Below are 18,110 nucleotides of genomic sequence, written 5' to 3' on the forward strand. Positions count from 1 at the left end.
GTTTGTCACTTTCTTGACATGTATCTGCCTATAGCACGACTTATCTGAATAGTTTAATAATTGAATTATGGCCACTGACAAAAAAACACCAAAAAAGGCTTCCTCACGAGGTGCAAAGTCTTTGAAAGCTGATTCCAAAAGCCGGGTAACCAGCGCGAGTAGAAAAGCGTCTCCTGAGAAAAAAGGGACAGCAAAGAAAGCTGCCCCGAAAAAGCGGAGGACTTCTTCACGTAAAACGGCTAGAAGGAAAGCCGTCCGTAAAAATGGTGTTGTTAAAAAGCTGTTTCTTTGGGCTTCAGTACTCTCTATCTGGGGGCTGGTTCTACTTGGTGGTGTTGTTGGTTGGTACGCTTGGGATTTACCGGATGTGGGGAATCTGGATCAAATTTCGCGCCGTCCCTCTGTGACCTTGATGTCCAATGACGGAATACGGCTTGCCAGTTACGGAGACGTCTACGGAGAAGTTCTCGAAGTCAACGAGATGTCACCTTATTTACCTCAAGCGATTATTGCTATCGAAGACCGACGCTTTTATGATCACTTTGGTATTGATGTTCTTGGTATTGCCAGAGCGATGTTGGTGAACCTTAAGGCTGGGCGTATGGCACATGGGGGATCAACCATCACCCAACAGTTGGCCAAAAATCTGTTTTTAAGTTCAGAGCGAAGTTTAAAACGTAAAATTCAAGAAGCTTTACTGGCTATTTGGCTGGAGCAAAAATTTAGCAAAGACCAAATCCTTACCATCTACATGAACAGGGTGTATTTCGGCGCAGGTACCTATGGTGTTGATGCAGCTGCACGGATCTATTTCGGGTTATCTGCCCGTAAATTGGGACTGTATGAATCTGCCTTGATTGCAGGCCTTCTAAAGGCCCCTTCACGATACAACCCAAACAGTAGCGCCGCGAAAGCTGAAACGCGGACTAATATCGTTCTCGATGCGATGGTTGCGGCGCGGTTTCTTTCTGCAGAAGAAGCTGCAAAAGCAAAGAAGAACCGCCCATCTCTTAAACGAAATAAAAATGGTCAGGACCGCTTCTTCGCTGATTGGGTGCTACGGCAAGTTGATGACTATATTGGCGGGTACAGAGGCGATATTGTTGTTCACACGACGCTCAATACCCGCCATCAACGTCAAGCCGAGAAAACACTGCTAAAGGCGCTAAAGGACAATGGCTCAAAATACAAAGTTGGCCAAGGCGCTGCAGTGGTGATGTCCAACTATGGAGCTGTTACCGCCATGGTCGGGGGTAAAGATTATCGAACAAGCCAATTTAATCGAGTCACACAGGCTCTACGCCAACCAGGATCTGCTTTTAAGCCCTTTGTATTTTTGGCGGGTGTTGAGAGTGGTATGCGCCCGAACAGTCGTTTCACTGACAAGCCAATTAAAGTTGGGAAGTGGAAGCCGGGTAATTATAATGGCAAGTACTATGGGGACGTAACGCTTCGGGATGCTTTTGCGCGTTCTATGAATTCGGTTGCGGTTCAGGTCACTGAAAAAGTGGGGCGACGGAAAGTTGTTGAGGCCGCACAAAGACTGGGGATCCAATCAGAACTTGACGCATCCCCCTCTATCGCGCTTGGTGCTTCCGAGGTGACTTTGTTGGAGCTTACAGGTGCTTACGCTGTCTTTGCCAATGGGGGGAACGCAGTTCAACCTTATGGGATAATGGAAATCCAAGATCGCAAGGGTAATAAGCTCTACGTTCGTAAGGGAAGTGGTCTGGGCCGGGTCGTTAAAAAACGTGACGTGGCAATGATCAACGACATGATGAGCGCTACTGTGTCATGGGGAACAGGTAAGGCAGCACAAACCGGACGCCCAGCGGCCGGTAAGACGGGTACAACCCAGGACTCCCGAGATGCACTTTTTGTTGGTTATACACCCTATACCGTCGCGGGAATTTGGTTTGGGAATGATAATAATTCACCGATGAAAGGGGTGACAGGCGGATCACTGCCGGCAAAGGTTTGGGGAAATCTTGTTCGTGAATTGGAACAGGGAAAACCAGTTGCAGAGTTACCCCAACAATCTCCGACAGTCATCGAAGACGTGGTTGAAGAAGCCTCAGGGTTTTTAGAGAGCCTTTTTGGGAGACTTGGTACCAGCTCTGAAAAGACCTCAAACGATACAAAAAAAGAGCGTGATAAAAATGACATGGACTACCTACCTTCAAATCAAGGCACGGGTAAATTCAAATAGAACTAAAGCGCTCTAATTGCTAAATTTTTGGATCGCGATTTCGCATTCACTATGAGGATTTAGCGATTATGATTGATAAAATAGAAAAGATGGATGCTCCAGAATTTGGCAGATCGTTGTCGGGTTTGGGTATCAACCTTCTGGTCAACTCGGTAGCAAGTGAACTCGAATTTTTGACAGGCGTTTTGTTACTTGAAGTGCTGAGGTCTGATAAAGATTTCGCTGTCGTTCGGTATCTAGAGCAAATTTTTATGATCCATGGTGATCATACTTATGACAGACACCCGCTTTCAGGTTTACTTTGTAATGGGACTTTGCGTGGGGTAGGGATTGAATTAAGGCTTTATAATCTTGATCCAGATGAGGCCTGTCAAAGGGCGGAAAAATTAAATTACGATATCTTTGCGCCAGCACAAGATAAACCGCATGGTTTGAGAGAGAGTTATCTTGCAAGCCCTTCGGGCTATATGTGGGTTCCTTCTGTGAGTAGCTTAGCCCATGGTTGATATATTGAGAGGTTGAACTCTTATAAGGTGCTGCATATTTTCGACAAATTCCAATGTTTATACTGTAGAGGGGTGGAGTGTAACCAGAGTGTGGTTACCTAATTGGGAAGGTTTGAAATGAAGCTAATTCAGCAACTTTTGTATGCTGGTATTATCAGTTGCAGCATGGTCTTTGGCTCTTTTGCTTATTCGGCAAGTTTTGATGAAGCAATGGAAGCATTTGAAAACCGTGATTACACGAGTGCTTACCAAGATTTTTCATCTATTGCACAGACTGGTGATAGAGATGCACAGTTTATGTTGGGCTATGTGTACTCTAAAGGCTATGGCACACCTCAGGACTATGTTGAAGCACACAAGTGGTTTAACCTCGCGTCCTCTCAAGGGGATCGAGAAGCAAGAAGAGCGCGTGACAGTTTGACGAAATTTATGTCGGCGCAACAAATTTCTCGTGCACAACAACTCGCTACTGAATGGAAGCCGCTTCAAACCCAAAGCATTGAAAAAAATGAACAAAAAGAACAGCATACGTCAGAACCAGTCATTTTGTGGTCTGATCCAGAACCAACGCTATCACCCTCAGCTCTGGAAAATGAGACGACAGAATTGTCCCGTACGGAAAAGCGAGAACTTCAAAAGCGGTTGAGGGATGCAGGGTATGATCCTGGCCCGATTGATGGTTTGCCGGGGGAACGTACCCTCCGAGCGATTAGGTCATATCAATCTGACTTTGGTATAGATGTAGATGGCCTTGTCAGTCGAGAAATCCTAAGTGATCTTCGGTCCCGGAATTTTGCAGATGGGAAAACAGCTGAATCTATGGAGATCAAGCGAGAAGATGTGCTCCTAACACAACTCCGTGAACTGGACAAAGATGGTCAAAATGCGCCCCTTTCTGGGACTCAGTACAAACAGCGAGTCTCTGCTATTTTGGCGGATTATGATCGTCCGTGGTTGACCCGTGTTCTGTATGATAATTTTCGCGATGGCGATTATACTTTGAACCCACGTTGGGTTGTAGAATCTGGGAGTTTCAGTGTTGGAAACCGGGATTACCTATATACATCAGTTCCTGTCCCGAGAATTAAGCCATCCAATAAAAAGAAAAGCGATACTGAGGAGATTGTCGGTATTTTTTCTGATATCTTTGCAAAAGCGACGCAAGAGGATGAAGAACAAGATGATTATACGGGCTATGCCGAAATCTATAATGCATCACCCATTTCGAACAGTTTTTCAGCCCGTGTAAACGTAAATGGGTTACTTGCAAACGGTCGCTTGATCTTTGGGGTCTATCAAGGAACATCAAGAATAAACGGTTATAAAGTCGCTTATAATACGGGTAGCAACAGTTCAATCCAACTCCTTCGCACATCTTTTGACGGGCAGTCCGTTATTGGTTCTATGGCTCTATCTCAGGAGTTAACAGGGGAAATTCATAATGTAGAGCTTAGGCGCAATGGCGAAGGAGTAATCGAAGTGGTGCTTGATGATAATATTCTCTTTACGGTAACAGACACGAAATTAACGGGTGAGTTTGATGGGTTTGTTATGGGAAATCATGGCGGAGATTTCAGAATTATAGAATTGGAAGTTTATTCCGAAAGGTAATTGAGAATCTTGCCAAAAGGTAATTGAGAATCTTGAATGACAAAGATCTTTCAATTTAGAAAATCAATGGCCTTAGCAATAGGAAAGTAGTTTAGAGCCATTTATCTTTAACCAATTCTGAGACCATTTTCTGGCGTTGGTTAACTCATCAACCACCGCCCAGAAGGCTGCGCTGTGATTCATGTGTTCAAGGTGCGCAACTTCGTGGGCAACTACATAGTCGAGTACTTGCTCTGGGGCAAAAATTAAGCGCCAGGAAAAATTGAGATTTCCGTGTGTCGAACAGCTGCCCCAACGGCTGGTTGTATCTTTTATCCGAATCGCCGTTATTTTTTTATTTATCAAAGCGGCTTTTTCTTGAGCGCGGAGATCAATTTCGAAACGGACTTCCTTTTTTAAGAAATCTTTTACTCTACGAGGAAGGTGTTCAGGGTGTGATTTAATAAAGAGTTGTTCAGCCTCCAGCCAAGCAACGCCTTTCGACTGGCGGGGGCTGTTTTCTGGATTAATTCGAATTATTATGTGTTCTCTTCCCAGAATAGGAATGGAATCCCCGTCTTGATAATCTTTTTTTATAGGATGTTGGTTAAACCGCTCGGCGACCCAGTTTTTTTGGCGGTTAACAAATTCTAATATTTCGGAGAGAGGGCATCCAATGGGAGCAACAACTTTAACTGCATCTTCCCCAGGAACTAAACGCAACGACAATTTACGAGAAGTTGGGTGAGGTTGAACGATAACGCCAACTTTGCGCCCCTCGATATCCAGTGTATGCGATTGTTGCTGAGATTTCATAGGCAGAGCCTATCGGGGCGTGCTCGCCCCGACAAGCTAACATTACGTGCTTAAGCCTTTATTGGGTGAGAATTTCCAACATTGAGGCGGCCATCACATCAGGTCCTGTACCATGTCCATAATGTTTTACGTAATTACTGTCTGGTCCCATTAGATAAGTAATAGAGGAATGATCCATAAGGTATTCATTACTGTCTTCAACTTCTGCCTTTTGATAGAAGACCCGGTAGGATTTTGCCGCCGCAGAAACCTGTTCTGTGGTTCCTGTTAAGCCGATCATCGTCGGATAAAAATTTTCCACATAATCGTTCATTGCAGAAACAGTATCGCGCTCAGGATCAACAGTGATGAATACTGGGGTGACAAGTTTGGCGAGGGCAGGGTCTTTTGCTTCGATAATATCCATTGCTTCGGATAAAAGTGTGAGCGAGGTCGGGCAGACATCAGGACAATAAGTATAACCAAAATAAATTAGCATGTACTTACCCTGAAAATCCTTTTCACTTACTGCTTTTCCTGTGTGGTCAACTAAATTGAAAGGTCCGCCGATAAGTGCGCTTGTCTTTTTGGTCGCAGTGGATTGATCAAAATACTTCATCCCGATAAACGCTGCTGCAGCAACAATTAATCCGAGGCAAAGAATGAAGGCTGAGCGTGCGATAAAGCTTTTCGGCATGATGAGATCCAATAAAAATGCGATATTTGAAAAGGGTAAGATGTTTTTAGCGGTAACTGGCAGGGAAAACAACAGCCCAGTACCTTTTAGGTGGCAGACTGCTTGCGGCATAAACGCCCATATCAATTCAAGATAAATTCAAGAAATAATATGCGGTAGAATGCTTATTAATTGTCGGGTTTAAGGATGAAGCCTTGAAAAAGACGTGTTTCCCCCTTAATGAATTAAGACCATTCGGGGGGCGTAGGCTGTGATAGACGACTGTGGTTGTATTTGAGGTCTCTCGTCCCAATGTCCAGAAGTATATAAGCAACGGAAATCAATTCAATGTTCAGCGATCTTTCAAAAGCCTTCGGCCAAACTGGTGATCCAGCTTTCCGCAAAGTTTTCTTTATTTCAGCTGGTGCGTCACTGGTGATTTTTGCTCTTTTATGGAGCTTGGCTGGATATGGGGTTAGTTTTTTGGATGCGCTCATCGTGGGATGGGCTGAATCAGATAACTGGTTTGTTTCTATAATGGTTACGATAGCTGAGACGCTGTCTTGGTTTGGGGTCGTATTTTTAAGCTTTATGCTTTTCCCTTCTGTAATGTTGATCATTATCCCGTTGTTTTTGGAAGATATAGCGAGAGCTGTTGAAGCAAAACACTATCCCGAGCTGGAACCGGGGCGTGAGCCTCCTTTGGCAGAGACAATCATGGGCTCAATTTCTTTTGTTGGCGTTACTCTCCTGGTGAATATTATCGCGTTACCGCTTTATTTTATTCCGGTAGTAAACTTGTTTGTGTTCTACTTGATCAATGGATATCTGCTTGGGCGTGAGTATTTTGAAATGGTTGCACAGCGCCGTTATCCGCTTGCTGAAGCCAAAAAAGCTCGCAAGATGAATAGTGGCGGTGTGATGGTTTCAGGCTTCCTTCTTGCTTTTCTTTTGACCATTCCGATATTGAATATTGTTATGCCTATTTGGGCAACGGCCTTTATGTTACACCGTTTTGAACGGGCTCGTCGCATATCAGCTTGATTAGATTTCAAATGTCTCCGTACTTAAAATTGCTCCTTGTCGTGCTACTTAGCGTTGGTGTGAGCGCCTGCGGGAAATCTGGGCGTAAATCTAAGCCTGTCATTGGTGCTGAAAGTAGTGCAACTCAGCAGATAGAGTTGAAAAGCGCAGACAACAAACCAAAAGTAGTTGATGAGGGTGACAAGGTAAAAGAAGAGGAGCTTACTGCGCTCGATCATGAGACAGCACTTCTACCGCCAAAAATAGATGATAACCCTGAAAAATTATTAGGAATTGATGCGCAGCAACTGGTGGAAATTCTGGGCGATCCATCGCTGATTCGAAATGAAAGCCCTGCTGAAATTTGGCAATACTCCACTAAATCCTGTGTTTTAGATCTGGTTCTTTATGATGCAAAGACAACTTATATTGAAGCCAGAGATGAACATGTCCGTCCAATGGACAGCAGGAAATGCCTCCGTATCTTGTTGCTTTCACGCAAAAATTGATGAGCTCCAATTAGGCTCCGGTATAATTTTTGACCTCAGCTCTTCCCATCGGTGAGGAATAAGTGAATGATGCACAGGAACTTGATTTAGATGGTAGATAGGTCGCCCTTTGCCTGGTGTATATGGTTCTGCTGAACCACTCTTTCTTTTGTTGTTTGCTCTTGGGGTAGAGGCCATCTACGGAGGATCTGTTGTTATAGATCGATGGCTACCAAGACCTCGACGACTGATGGCCGTTTTTATTCGTAAATTTGATGGTGCACTAAATCGTTCGAGTAAATCATCCTCTTTGAGTTTTTTGAACGGCTCTATATCCGTGATTCTTATCGCCATTATATTTGGGGCAGCAGGATATGCTCTTTCTATCATTACCCGTAATGCGCCATTTTTATGGTTGATTGAGGTGTTTTTTATTGCCTTTTGCCTTGATCATCGTGCGCATCAGGTTCGGTTGAGACGGGTACGTAAGGCCTTAGCTCTTAAAAGTTTGGTCACGGCCAGGGGGGAACTCTACCCACTGGTATCGACTTTGTTTCGGTTGCCGGACCTCAATCGATTAAACGAAAGCCAGATGGCTGTGGTTTCTGTTGGAGGTATGGCCAGAGGGTTTGTTACTGGTTTTGTTGCTCCTGCACTTTGGTATGGTCTATTGGGACTACCGGGTTTGTTTGTACAGCAGGCTGTTCATCAAGGCGTAAGGTTTTATCGACAAAGACACCTTCAAGCGCCGTTGGAACATAATTTTAGCAGAGCCTTTATGGCCTTTGATCAGGTTCTCCTTGTTCTTCCGGATGCGTTGAGTGCCCTTTTGTTTATATGTGCGTCCATCTTTGTGCCGGGGACTTCTCTTGGGCAGGCTTTTTCCCGTTGTTGGCGGGGAAAACGTATGGCGGATGCCGCCTTGGGTGGGGCGCTAAGACTCAATTCTAGCGGACCAAGTGAGAGTAATTGGCGTAGAGAATTGGAGCGAGGAAACCTTGTGGTTCTCATTGCGGGTATTATGGGCATCGGTTTAATTGCGGGCGCGGTTTTGTTGAGATTTACAATCTAAGGCTTTAGATTTTTAATATTTACTCATTTAGAGTGTTGGCTGTAATCACACTTTGAAAAGCTTTGGCAGGGAGTAACAAGCTTCTGAGGTGTAGTATTTCACTAGTAATTTCTTTCTTGCTGGAAGAGAGAGGCGAGATTCCGAGGAGTTGATGTTAAGGGCTGGTAGTATAGAAAAGCCAGCCAAAGATCGTTGGCTGGCTTTTTTGAGGGAAAGAACACAAAAGTATCGATCTAAGGCAGAGCTGCTCTAAGTTTTTCAGAGTGTGGGTTTGAATAAGCGCGCTCTATGGTAATGGCACGCGGAGTTGCGCCTGCTCCATAATAACTGGAGTTATAACTTTCACGGGTAAAGAGCTTGGCTCCTTCTAGGGCACCGCCCCCAAACAGTCCCACCGAGCTGGAGAACGCATAAACATCAGCATCAAGATTAGTTGTGGTAGAAGCTTCTGCACCAGCTCCAAAAGGTCCGACAGCAATTGATATATCTGCTCCAAATTTGATTTCGCTGTCTAGCATTGCATCGACAGCACCTTGGTTCATAAGTGTAAAAACAACTTCGGACACTTCCCCTCCAATTTGCAAGCCAATGCTGCCAGCGGCGAGAGTGTAAAAAGCCGGATTACTCCAGGTACCATCAGAACCTTTTACCAGTAAAATGCCGGAACCGCCTTCACCCCCAACGATAAATCCACCTTTGACCAATTGCGGGATGATCAAGACGCCCTTAGCTTTGTTGGCGAACTTTTTCAGGATGGCATAGTCAGGATTACTTAACATTTTTTCAAGGGTGTATCGGGATTCTCCAACGAGTTCCTCTGCATCGCTTGCGGCTTGCGCGGGGGTGAGAAGGGCAAGTGGGCTGAGTAGGCTGATGATAAACGCAAGCCTCATGGCGCTGGCTAAAGGGAAAGCCTGTGAGAGCTGCTTGATCATTTTGTTCTCCTGGTCGGTAGCTGTTGGGTTGGATTAGTATGATTAAATTCTGGTTGTAGTATTACAGGAAAATACAAAAAGGGGCAGAGACATTTTGTGTCATGTATTTTCTCTATATGAGGCTCTGCGAGCGCAACAATTCGCAAGGTGGGATTGAGGGGCCATGAAGGTGGTCGAATTTTATGCAGGCATGTCGTCATGCGAAAGCCCTGTTCTAGATAAAAGCGTAAGACATGGTGTCAACCATTGCTATGCCCGATAAGAGCCGTCTTAGAAATCCACGATGTGTTATCATGTTGAGACCATCAACTTTTACTGGGTGAGTTTTGGGTATTGGAGTAAGTATCAGAGATAATAATGGGCAAATTATGTTTTTGTGAAGCTAATGGCGAAGTGTTTTTGGGTGACCAAAGCTGATCCTGTCATATTGCTGTAACATTAGAGTCACGAAACGATAATTTGTCATTTATCTGCAACGAAACTATCACATTTCAAAATTGTACTGATGCCCCATGTTGCCGGGATAACCCAAATAGTGGTGTGAAGGTTTTAAAAATGACGACGTCTAATCAATCAGGTAAAGCGAACAATGCTTCTTCGAAAGAAGCCAAATTAGCGAAGCCTTCCTTAGATAAAGATCTAAGCAAGATTGTAACGTTAGAAGAGGCCACACGGTCTATTTCCCAGCAACTGTTTGCGCCAGGCCTTGCGATACTCTTTCTTGCGGTTGCGGGCGGGTTTGCATCAATCCTTATTGGTGCGCAACCAAACGCAGTCTACATCGTTGTTGCGGCCACACTAGGCGGTTATATGGCGCTGAACATTGGGGCAAACGATGTTGCCAATAATGTAGGGCCTGCGGTTGGTTCTCGTGCCTTGACCATGACGGGGGCTTTGTTTATTGCCGCGATTTTTGAAAGCGCGGGCGCATTGTTGGCCGGAGGCGATGTTGTTTCAACTATTTCAAAAGGGATCATTGATCCTTCATTGGTGCCAGATAGTCAGACTTTTATCTGGCTTATGATGGCAGCGCTGCTTTCATCTGCGCTATGGGTGAATCTCGCAACTTATATTGGAGCTCCCGTCTCGACGACACATGCTGTTGTTGGAGGGGTGATGGGCTCTGGTATAGCGGCCGTTGGTTTTGGCGCGGTTAATTGGTTTACCATGAGTAAGATTGCGGCAAGCTGGGTTATTTCTCCTGTCCTTGGTGGTGTAGTCGCCGCTATTTTCCTAGCGTTTATTAAAAGTAATATTATCTATCAGGATGATAAAATTGCTGCAGCGCGACGCTGGGTGCCGATGTTGCTTGCTATTATGGCGACAGCTTTTTCCTGTTATCTGATGATGAAGGGCTTAAAAAAGATCTGGAAACCAGATTTTGAAATTATAGTTTTAATCAGCTTTGGAATTTTTATTGCATCGTATGTTGCCCTCAAGCCCGTTATTCGCAAGCAATCTGAGGGGTTGGAAAATCGAAACCAGTCTTTACGTAAACTGTTCCATCTACCTCTGATTTTCTCAGCGGCACTTTTATCATTTGCCCATGGGGCAAATGATGTTGCCAATGCTGTTGGTCCGCTTGCTGCGGTGATGCACGCTGCCCAATCCGGGGATATCGCGGCCAAGGTTACGATCCCGATTTGGGTGATGGTGATCGGGGCGATGGGGATTAGTTTGGGCTTATTCCTTTATGGCCCTAAACTAATTCGAATGGTTGGAGAACAAATTACCAAGATGAACCCGATGCGGGCTTATTGCGTGGCACTTTCTGCTGCAATCACGGTGATTATGGCCTCTGCACTCGGTCTTCCGGTTAGCTCTACGCATATTGCTGTTGGTGCCGTGTTTGGTGTTGGTTTCTTCCGGGAATATTACACCCGAAATAGCTCACGTCGTCGCCAGTATGTAAAGCAGCATACCCGTCATCCTGAAGACTCCCACGGTACGAGCAATGCCGACCGGGAAGAATTAGGGCGTCGGAAACTGGTCCGTCGGTCTCATTTCACAACGATCATTGCTGCTTGGGTTATTACTGTACCTGCGTCAGCCTTGCTATCAGCTTCAATCTTCTTTGTGATTACGCAAGTTATGTAGTTAGCACTGATAGTTCATTAAAAAAAGGCTCCTATTGAGGAGCCTTTTTTGTGGCATGAAATCTAAGTGGTTCAGCGTTAATACAATCTACGCCCCATGAGGAATGTGCCTGGATGGGATCCTCTTCGGCACCATAGTGATCAAGCTTTGTGAGTGACAGGTTGCCAATAGTGAGTCCCAAGGCTTTTTCAGAAGTCAGCCCCAATGCTTTAGCGACGGCAGCTCGGATTGTTCCACCATGGGTCACAGCGATAATATCTCGCCCCTTATGGGTATTGTTCAACATATCAATGGCGGTTGAAGTTCTTTCCATTAAGGCCTCGAAACTTTCACCACCCGGAGGGGCTTCGGCAGCTGGTGCAAGCCAGAAACGATGCCAGGCTTCCCCGCGGATTTCACCCAATTGCTTGTGGGTCATGCCCTGCCAATCGCCAAAGCATTGTTCCTGAAGTTCGGGGATCTCGGTGAAAGACGGAAAGTCTGATGCTGTCATCTGGTTTTGAACGGCTTCTGCTGTCTGCTTTGTGCGCTTTAAGTTGCTTGTCACCCAAATCGCATCAGAAGGCACAACAGAGGCAAGAGCTTTGAACGCTTCCTCGTTGCTACAGTCGCAGTTTAGATCCTGATTGCCATAAATGGTGCCGTTGTTTTCGGTGACAGGGGCATGTCGGATCCACCACCAACGTGTTTGTGTCATCATTCGTTCCTAAGTTAGCGTGCCTAAAGCACTGAGGTAGACGGCTATTTCACACAGCAATACCGCAGAGCCGAGGACATCTCCGGTGTATCCCCCTATTTGCTTTAGGCTCAACCAGGAAAGAAGTATCAGAACACAAAAGGCTGAGGACAAAACAATCAGGGCTGGGAAGAACGGGAGAAGACTAAAAACGAAGATCAAGGTGATGAGAAATCCGCCATAACTGCTGCGGAGTTTGGGCTTGTTTGCCATTGCAGCCAACCCATTTTTACGCGCAAGGGGAAGGTGGCTCATAATCAGGGGCGCATATCCCCGCCCGATGATGTGGGCAGAGATCATGATTGCGATGATGCCTGTCGGGAGGTCCATGAAAAAACCTTCGCCTTCTTGAGAAACATCCATGCCGCCCCAATCGAGCAAGCTGCCAAGTAAGACAGTGCGCAACAAGACGGTAATACAAAGCGCGAGAGAACCGTAACTTCCCACGGTACTGTCTTTCATAATTTCGAGTTTACGATCCCGGTCATGACTACCGCCGAAACCATCTGCGACATCTGCGAGGCCATCTTCGTGTAAGGCACCCGTTATTATGATCGTCGTTGTTATGGCGAGGAGGGCGCTGACATAGATGGGTAAATGAAGAAGCGTGTCCGAAATAATCAGTACCAAAGCGCCACATAGACCGACGATAAGACCAACAAAAGGAAAAGCCCAAGAGGCATCGGCAAGGTTACGATCTATTGCCTTGCCATCTTTATCGACGGGATAGGACACAGGTATGCGTGTTAGAAAGGCAAAAGCAATACGGATGTCTTGTTCAAATGTCTTGAGAAAAAGCTGTATTTTTGTGGTCGAATTGGTCATGGATGCCTTTCTAGGGCTAATGCGACAAATAGTGTTGTTCTGGGGTAAAGACAAAGTCTTGGTGCTATGTTATGGCTTTGCCGTAAGTTTCAAATTCCTAAGCAACCATTGCCGTTCAATCGCGGTTCTGTAAAGTGCTTTGATGATCAAAAAGTGATGACTTCCTGTGTTAAATCAGGGGTAAGGGAGAAAAATGATGGCCAATGCGGCTTCTATTTCAACATTAGATGAAATTCGAGTTCTGTTAAAGGAGCTACCGGGGCCAGACAGGGAAGCTGCAAAAGCAGCAGAAGAACGTCAGAGTCAGTTAACAAAACCTCTTGGTGCTCTGGGTCGTTTGGAAGAACTGGCGATTTGGCTGGCATCTTGGCAGGGCCGGACAAAACCGGAAGTTGAACGCCCTTTTACCGCTGTTTTTGCGGGCAATCACGGAATTGCAGCCAAAGGAGTTTCTGCTTATCCCACAGAAGTCACTAAGCAAATGGTTGCGAATTTCATTCACGGTGGCGCAGCTGTAAATCAACTTTGCAGCATGGCAGATTCAGATCTTCGAGTTTATGAGCTGGCTCTGGATGAGCCTACGGCCGACTTCAGTCAAGCTCCGGCTATGAGCGAAGATGATTTTGTACGTGCGGTTGCTTATGGAATGATGGCCGTTGAAGAAGGCATCGAAGTTCTTGCTCTTGGTGAAATGGGTATTGGAAATACCACTTCGGCCGCGGCAATTTGTACGGCTTTGTATGGCGGTGATGCTGCTGACTGGGTTGGGCGTGGCACAGGGGTTGACGATGAGACGCTCACCCTTAAAACAACGTTGATTAATCAGGCGATTGCCTTGCATAAGCCGACATTTGAAAAAGATCCGTTCCAGGTTATGAGATGCGTCGGAGGTTTTGAACTGGCGGCTATTCTCGGAGCGATTATTGCCGCTCGTTTGGCTAGAACGCCTGTTGTGTTGGATGGATATACCTGTACGGCAGCAGCAGCTGTTCTCCATGCTATTGATGATCGTTTGCTTGATCACTGCGTTGTGGGGCACCAATCTGTCGAACCTGGACACGCAGCCTTGATGAAAAACATTGGCAAGGAACCTCTGCTTAATTTTAATATGCGTTTGGGCGAAGGCTCCGGCGCTGTTTTGGCCATCCAGATCTTAAAGGCAGCCTGTGCTTGTCACAACGGCATGGCAACTTTTGCGGAAGCTGGTGTTAGTGGTCCCGCTGATTAAGTTTGATGCTATGATCAATACCTGTGATGCCCGAGATTAGGGTGTCCAGGTGTTGGATCAATCTAGAATCAGCCTGTTCTATTCGCCAATCTGCAACAAGAGACCGCGCTTTCTCGCAACACGGTAAGACCAGAGAAAGATGCCCATCCCAAGAGTGAAGTAGATCAGGTTTAATCCAAGTGAATGCAAATAGAGCGAGAGCTGAAAACCCTCTCCAAAAAGAATAGCGCGCATGCCTTCGAACACGGGGGCTGTCGGCAGACACCAAGCGAGAGTCTGTAACCAATCGGGAAGAATTGAGACGGGATAATAGATCGCAGAAATTGGAGCGATCAGAAAGATGGTAAGCCACGCCATTGATTCTGCCCCCAGCCCAACGCGTAATATGAGGGCACAAACCAGCAAGCCAATAGTCCATCCCATAATTAGCAGGTTTGAAAAAAACAGCACCAGTGGTAACCCAAGGTCGTAAATCGATACTTCATAAAACAAGACGGCTAAAAAAGTCGCAGGTACAATCCCGATAATGGTTCTGATCATACTCATCATCATCAGGCTGATGAGAAATTCTACCGGACGTAAGGGGCTGACGGCCAGATTACCAATGTTGCGCGACCAAAGCTCTTCAAGGAAAGATAAGCTAAAGCCTAGTTGACCTCGAAAAAGAATATCCCAAAGCAATACGGCAGAAATTAACACCCCGGAGGCCTGAGCGATATAGTCGCTGTTGGTCATAAGGAATTGAGTGATAAATCCCCAAAGTACCATTTGGATAGAGGGCCAATACATCATCTCAAGTATTCGTGGCCAAGATGCTCTCATCAAATAGAGATGCCGGAGTAAGACGGCATAGATACGCATCAGGCTGGATGAGTTTCTGATTACTGTGAACTGCGGGGCGTTTTGTGGTGTTGATGACGGTGTTTGGAATGGAGCTTTTGTCATATTTAAATATCTCCAAGCTCTAGATTATCTCGTGGGTGATCGCCGGGAAAATCGCCGGGAAAATCGCCGGGGAGATCGCTGTCTTGACGATCAGGGTTGACCCTGTCGCGGGCAATGTCGAGAAAGACTTCTTCCAGATTTGTTCTACTATATCTGTGCAATAACTCAGTGGGTGTTCCTTGATCAACAATCCTTCCACGTTTCATCATCAGAACGTTGTCACAAATACGCTCAACCTCTGACATATTATGAGATGCCAACAAAATAGCTGCTTGATGGCGAGACTGATAGTTTTTTAGGTAACTCCGGACCCAGTCGGCGGTATCTGGATCAAGTGAGGCAGTGGGTTCGTCTAGAAGGAGGATTTCAGGGTTATTAACCAAAGCTTTGGCAACGGATACACGTGTTTTTTGTCCAGCAGATAGGCTCCCCGTGGGACGGTCGATAAATGCGCGTAGATCAAGTTCTTCGCAAAGAGCCATTATGCGCTCTTTGGCGTTGACGATACCGTATAATTTGCAGAAAAAAATCAGATTTTGTCGAACTGTCAGGCGTCTTGGAAGATCGACATAGGGTGATGAAAAGTTAATTCTATGCATAACTCTGTACCGATCACGGGCAATATCTTCTCCGAGTAGCCGTACAGTTCCAGCTGTTGGCAACAGGATTCCCAAAAGCATCGAAATCGTAGTGGTTTTGCCTGCGCCATTTCCACCAAGAAGGGCTACGGTTTCGCCGGGCTTGACCGAAAAAGAAATTGATTTTACGGCGAGAACATCGTCATAACTTTTACTGAGGTTTTGAACATCGATAGCTGGTTGTGTCATTTCAATAATATAACAGGTTTAATAAACAATTCTTGTTCTGTTTTGCCATGAGAGTGATATTTAAAACAAAATAAATATAGCAATTAAAAAACAAGGTGAAAAAATTGAATGCTTCTTTCAGCTTAGAGCCTGAGGTGGGATTTCAACCCGAACAAGGGCGGGTACGTTTACGGACGCTGGTGTTTATCAGATGGATGGCGCTGTGTGGTCAAACTGTAGCCTTGTTTACAGTACATTTTGGATTGGGCCTTGAGCTTCCTCTTATTCCGGCTTTGTTTGTGGTTTTTATTTCGGGTGTTCTAAATGTTGCTCAGATAACAACCAGACCGGCATCTTCCTGGTTGAGGAACAAAGAAGCAACCATGGCTTTGGCGTTTGATTTGTTGCAAGTCTCGGTTCTGTTATCCTTAACGGGGGGATTGACCAATCCTTTTTCCATATTAATTTTGGGACCCGTAACCGTTTCTGCATCAATTTTAACCCGTCGTAGTACCTTCGTTTTGAGTCTATTGGCCATTATTTCAGTAACAGTTAATGTTTTTTGGTACGCGCCAATTCCTTGGCCGGAAGGTAGTTTTTTTCTACATTCGTTGTATCTGTACGGACTTTGGGCGGCACTCGTTTTTACGGCAATTTTCTTGGCGGTATACGTTTCATCTTTAACGCAAGAGGCGCGTTCAATGGGGATGGCCTTGGTGGCATCGCAAATGGCTCTGGCCAGAGAACAGAAACTTTCTGCTTTAGGAGGTCTAGCAGCAGCGGCGGCGCATGAACTCGGAAGTCCATTGGGGACAATGTTTGTTGTTGCTAAGGAGATGAAAGAAGAGCTCCCGCCGGATGATATATATTTACCGGATGTCGAGCTTCTAATAAGCGAAATTTTGAGGTGTCGTGAGATTTTACAAAACTTATCGAATTGGCCTGAAGAAGATGGCGGGGATCCTTATAATATAATTCCCATTGTAAGTTTGATTGAAACGGCTGTTGAACCCTATGAAAAGCTTGAAATAAAAACGTCGATCACTTCTGATTCAGAAGACAAAAGTGAACATCCGATGGTGCTACGGAGTCCTGAAATTTTGCATAGTCTGGGGCTTTTTGCTCAAAATGCCATTCAATTCGCGGAAGAAAAAGTAGAGGTTTCCGTTGTCTGGAATAATCGAACGATTTCTTTAACGATTCATGATGACGGACCCGGCTTTGATCCTCAGATTTTAGGGAGATTGGGTGACCCTTTAATTTCTACTAGAGAGCAGACGCAGAAATCCATCTCTTCGCGAAAAGAAGAAGATGGTGAACATATGGGGTTGGGTGTTTTTATAGCGACGACACTTTTGGCGCATACAGGAGGCAAAGTGACCTATTCAAACCACCTTCAGGGGGGGGCTGTTGTTACCATCATATGGCCGAGACAAAGATTGGAAGTCGTTGTTAATCAAGCATGATCATTTTGCAAAGCTGGTCAGACATTTGGTGCTTTGACCAATAGGGACTGTGTCCCTAAAATAAGATAACAACTAAAAAAATTGATATGATCTAGGGGTAAATAAGTAATGCCGGATTCACAAGAAGCTGAAGTTAAAAAGCTGCTGATTGTTGATGACGATGAACGCTTTGCCGAGCGGTTGTCGCGAGCTATGGAGCGCCGGGGTTTTGCCGTTACTGTCGCTAACTCTGTTGCTGATGGCACGCGGTTGGCAAACTCTGAAAATCAGGAATATGCCGTTGTTGACCTGAGGTTACAGGATGGTAGCGGGCTTGATGTTGTCAAAGCCATTCATGAAACGTCAAAAGATGCACGTGTTGTCGTTTTGACGGGCTATGGCAATATTGCGACGGCTGTGGCTGCGGTTAAAGTGGGTGCTTTGGATTATCTACCCAAACCTGCGGATCCTGATCAAGTTGCTGCGACGTTGTTACAATCAAGTGAAGATGGGGACATGCCACCGCCGCCAGAGTTACCCATGACTGCTGATCGGGTGCGTTGGGAACATATTCAAAGAGTATATGAGCAGTGTGACCGGAATGTATCGGAAACAGCTCGTCGGTTACGGATGCACCGTCGTACGCTGCAACGTATATTAGCTAAATATGCCCCACACGCTTAGTTAGGAATGAGGCCGCATATCTACTGATAGCCAATTGGTTTGAAAAGATA

Annotated in this window: 17 protein-coding genes; 10 read left to right on the forward strand and 7 right to left on the reverse strand. The window is 45.6% G+C overall.

The genetic code is table 11. From position 1 onward, the window contains the following. Positions 1-121 precede the first annotated feature (121 nt). The 3 genes from ACFSKO_RS05690 (at position 122) to ACFSKO_RS05700 (ending at position 4,326) form a co-directional block, all read left to right on the forward strand. Positions 122-2,209: a transglycosylase domain-containing protein gene (locus tag ACFSKO_RS05690; RefSeq protein ID WP_380249296.1), complete on the forward strand. Its 2,088-nt coding sequence runs from the start codon at positions 122-124 to the stop codon at positions 2,207-2,209. Between the two features lie 68 nt (positions 2,210-2,277). Further along, on the forward strand, positions 2,278-2,715 hold the full coding sequence (locus ACFSKO_RS05695) for a hypothetical protein (RefSeq protein ID WP_380249298.1): 438 nt from the start codon (positions 2,278-2,280) through the stop codon (positions 2,713-2,715). Positions 2,716-2,832: 117 nt separating this feature from the next. Then, positions 2,833-4,326: a peptidoglycan-binding protein gene (locus tag ACFSKO_RS05700; protein ID WP_380249300.1), complete on the forward strand. Its 1,494-nt coding sequence runs from the start codon at positions 2,833-2,835 to the stop codon at positions 4,324-4,326. 72 nt (positions 4,327-4,398) lie between these two features. Here the strand turns inward: ACFSKO_RS05700 and ACFSKO_RS05705 are convergent, their stop codons facing one another. Then, positions 4,399-5,121 carry a M48 family metallopeptidase gene (locus ACFSKO_RS05705; RefSeq protein ID WP_380249302.1) on the reverse strand — a complete coding sequence of 241 codons (723 nt, stop codon included), beginning with the start codon at positions 5,119-5,121 and terminating at the stop codon, positions 4,399-4,401. Positions 5,122-5,179: 58 nt separating this feature from the next. Then, positions 5,180-5,797, reverse strand: coding sequence for an SCO family protein (locus tag ACFSKO_RS05710; RefSeq protein ID WP_380249304.1), 618 nt, complete (start codon positions 5,795-5,797; stop codon positions 5,180-5,182). A gap of 327 nt (positions 5,798-6,124) precedes the next feature. Here ACFSKO_RS05710 and ACFSKO_RS05715 point away from each other — a divergent pair, with 327 nt between their 5' ends. The 3 genes from ACFSKO_RS05715 (at position 6,125) to ACFSKO_RS05725 (ending at position 8,359) form a co-directional block, all read left to right on the forward strand. Beyond that, positions 6,125-6,820 carry an EI24 domain-containing protein gene (locus ACFSKO_RS05715; protein WP_380249306.1) on the forward strand — a complete coding sequence of 232 codons (696 nt, stop codon included), beginning with the start codon at positions 6,125-6,127 and terminating at the stop codon, positions 6,818-6,820. Positions 6,821-6,831: 11 nt separating this feature from the next. Next, positions 6,832-7,308 carry a hypothetical protein gene (locus tag ACFSKO_RS05720; RefSeq protein ID WP_380249308.1) on the forward strand — a complete coding sequence of 159 codons (477 nt, stop codon included), beginning with the start codon at positions 6,832-6,834 and terminating at the stop codon, positions 7,306-7,308. Positions 7,309-7,417: 109 nt separating this feature from the next. Then, positions 7,418-8,359: a cobalamin biosynthesis protein gene (locus tag ACFSKO_RS05725; protein WP_380249310.1), complete on the forward strand. Its 942-nt coding sequence runs from the start codon at positions 7,418-7,420 to the stop codon at positions 8,357-8,359. A 233-nt stretch (positions 8,360-8,592) separates the two neighbouring features. Here the strand turns inward: ACFSKO_RS05725 and ACFSKO_RS05730 are convergent, their stop codons facing one another. Beyond that, a complete protein-coding gene (locus ACFSKO_RS05730) occupies positions 8,593-9,294 on the reverse strand; it encodes a lipid-binding SYLF domain-containing protein (RefSeq protein WP_380249312.1) in 702 nt (233 codons plus the stop codon). Between the two features lie 555 nt (positions 9,295-9,849). Between ACFSKO_RS05730 and ACFSKO_RS05735 the strand changes: the two genes are divergently transcribed. Further along, the gene (locus tag ACFSKO_RS05735) at positions 9,850-11,391 is read left to right on the forward strand and encodes an inorganic phosphate transporter (protein ID WP_380249314.1); all 1,542 of its coding nucleotides are present in this window, start codon (positions 9,850-9,852) and stop codon (positions 11,389-11,391) included. A gap of 31 nt (positions 11,392-11,422) precedes the next feature. Here the strand turns inward: ACFSKO_RS05735 and ACFSKO_RS05740 are convergent, their stop codons facing one another. Continuing rightward, a complete protein-coding gene (locus tag ACFSKO_RS05740; RefSeq protein WP_380249316.1) occupies positions 11,423-12,088 on the reverse strand; it encodes a histidine phosphatase family protein in 666 nt (221 codons plus the stop codon). A gap of 9 nt (positions 12,089-12,097) precedes the next feature. Further along, positions 12,098-12,952 carry an adenosylcobinamide-GDP ribazoletransferase gene (locus tag ACFSKO_RS05745; protein ID WP_380249318.1) on the reverse strand — a complete coding sequence of 285 codons (855 nt, stop codon included), beginning with the start codon at positions 12,950-12,952 and terminating at the stop codon, positions 12,098-12,100. Between the two features lie 196 nt (positions 12,953-13,148). Here ACFSKO_RS05745 and cobT point away from each other — a divergent pair, with 196 nt between their 5' ends. Continuing rightward, positions 13,149-14,180: a nicotinate-nucleotide--dimethylbenzimidazole phosphoribosyltransferase gene (gene cobT, locus ACFSKO_RS05750; protein WP_380249450.1), complete on the forward strand. Its 1,032-nt coding sequence runs from the start codon at positions 13,149-13,151 to the stop codon at positions 14,178-14,180. Positions 14,181-14,258: 78 nt separating this feature from the next. Here the strand turns inward: cobT and ACFSKO_RS05755 are convergent, their stop codons facing one another. Continuing rightward, the gene (locus ACFSKO_RS05755; RefSeq protein WP_380249320.1) at positions 14,259-15,125 is read right to left on the reverse strand and encodes an ABC transporter permease; all 867 of its coding nucleotides are present in this window, start codon (positions 15,123-15,125) and stop codon (positions 14,259-14,261) included. 2 nt (positions 15,126-15,127) lie between these two features. Continuing rightward, positions 15,128-15,952: an ABC transporter ATP-binding protein gene (locus ACFSKO_RS05760; protein ID WP_380249322.1), complete on the reverse strand. Its 825-nt coding sequence runs from the start codon at positions 15,950-15,952 to the stop codon at positions 15,128-15,130. A gap of 104 nt (positions 15,953-16,056) precedes the next feature. Between ACFSKO_RS05760 and ACFSKO_RS05765 the strand changes: the two genes are divergently transcribed. Together ACFSKO_RS05765 and ACFSKO_RS05770 are read left to right on the forward strand one after the other, a co-directional pair. Beyond that, a complete protein-coding gene (locus ACFSKO_RS05765) occupies positions 16,057-17,397 on the forward strand; it encodes an ActS/PrrB/RegB family redox-sensitive histidine kinase (RefSeq protein WP_380249324.1) in 1,341 nt (446 codons plus the stop codon). 108 nt (positions 17,398-17,505) lie between these two features. After that, the gene (locus tag ACFSKO_RS05770) at positions 17,506-18,060 is read left to right on the forward strand and encodes an ActR/PrrA/RegA family redox response regulator transcription factor (protein WP_380249326.1); all 555 of its coding nucleotides are present in this window, start codon (positions 17,506-17,508) and stop codon (positions 18,058-18,060) included. The last annotated feature ends 50 nt before the right edge of the window (positions 18,061-18,110 follow it).

Source organism: Kiloniella antarctica (assembly GCF_042682825.1).
Taxonomy (GTDB): domain Bacteria; phylum Pseudomonadota; class Alphaproteobacteria; order Kiloniellales; family Kiloniellaceae; genus Kiloniella; species Kiloniella antarctica.

Excerpts from the sequence above, each read along its gene's own strand:
- ACFSKO_RS05695 (WP_380249298.1), top strand. The coding sequence starts at position 2,278 with ATGATTGATAAAATAGAAAAGATGGATGCTCCAGAATTTGGCAGATCG.
- ACFSKO_RS05700 (WP_380249300.1), top strand. The coding sequence starts at position 2,833 with ATGAAGCTAATTCAGCAACTTTTGTATGCTGGTATTATCAGTTGCAGC.
- ACFSKO_RS05705 (WP_380249302.1), bottom strand. The coding sequence starts at position 5,121 with ATGAAATCTCAGCAACAATCGCATACACTGGATATCGAGGGGCGCAAA.
- ACFSKO_RS05710 (WP_380249304.1), bottom strand. The coding sequence starts at position 5,797 with ATGCCGAAAAGCTTTATCGCACGCTCAGCCTTCATTCTTTGCCTCGGA.
- ACFSKO_RS05715 (WP_380249306.1), top strand. The coding sequence starts at position 6,125 with ATGTTCAGCGATCTTTCAAAAGCCTTCGGCCAAACTGGTGATCCAGCT.
- ACFSKO_RS05720 (WP_380249308.1), top strand. The coding sequence starts at position 6,832 with ATGTCTCCGTACTTAAAATTGCTCCTTGTCGTGCTACTTAGCGTTGGT.
- ACFSKO_RS05730 (WP_380249312.1), bottom strand. The coding sequence starts at position 9,294 with ATGATCAAGCAGCTCTCACAGGCTTTCCCTTTAGCCAGCGCCATGAGG.
- ACFSKO_RS05735 (WP_380249314.1), top strand. The coding sequence starts at position 9,850 with ATGACGACGTCTAATCAATCAGGTAAAGCGAACAATGCTTCTTCGAAA.
- ACFSKO_RS05740 (WP_380249316.1), bottom strand. The coding sequence starts at position 12,088 with ATGACACAAACACGTTGGTGGTGGATCCGACATGCCCCTGTCACCGAA.
- ACFSKO_RS05745 (WP_380249318.1), bottom strand. The coding sequence starts at position 12,952 with ATGACCAATTCGACCACAAAAATACAGCTTTTTCTCAAGACATTTGAA.
- cobT (WP_380249450.1), top strand. The coding sequence starts at position 13,149 with ATGGCCAATGCGGCTTCTATTTCAACATTAGATGAAATTCGAGTTCTG.
- ACFSKO_RS05755 (WP_380249320.1), bottom strand. The coding sequence starts at position 15,125 with ATGACAAAAGCTCCATTCCAAACACCGTCATCAACACCACAAAACGCC.
- ACFSKO_RS05760 (WP_380249322.1), bottom strand. The coding sequence starts at position 15,952 with ATGACACAACCAGCTATCGATGTTCAAAACCTCAGTAAAAGTTATGAC.
- ACFSKO_RS05770 (WP_380249326.1), top strand. The coding sequence starts at position 17,506 with ATGCCGGATTCACAAGAAGCTGAAGTTAAAAAGCTGCTGATTGTTGAT.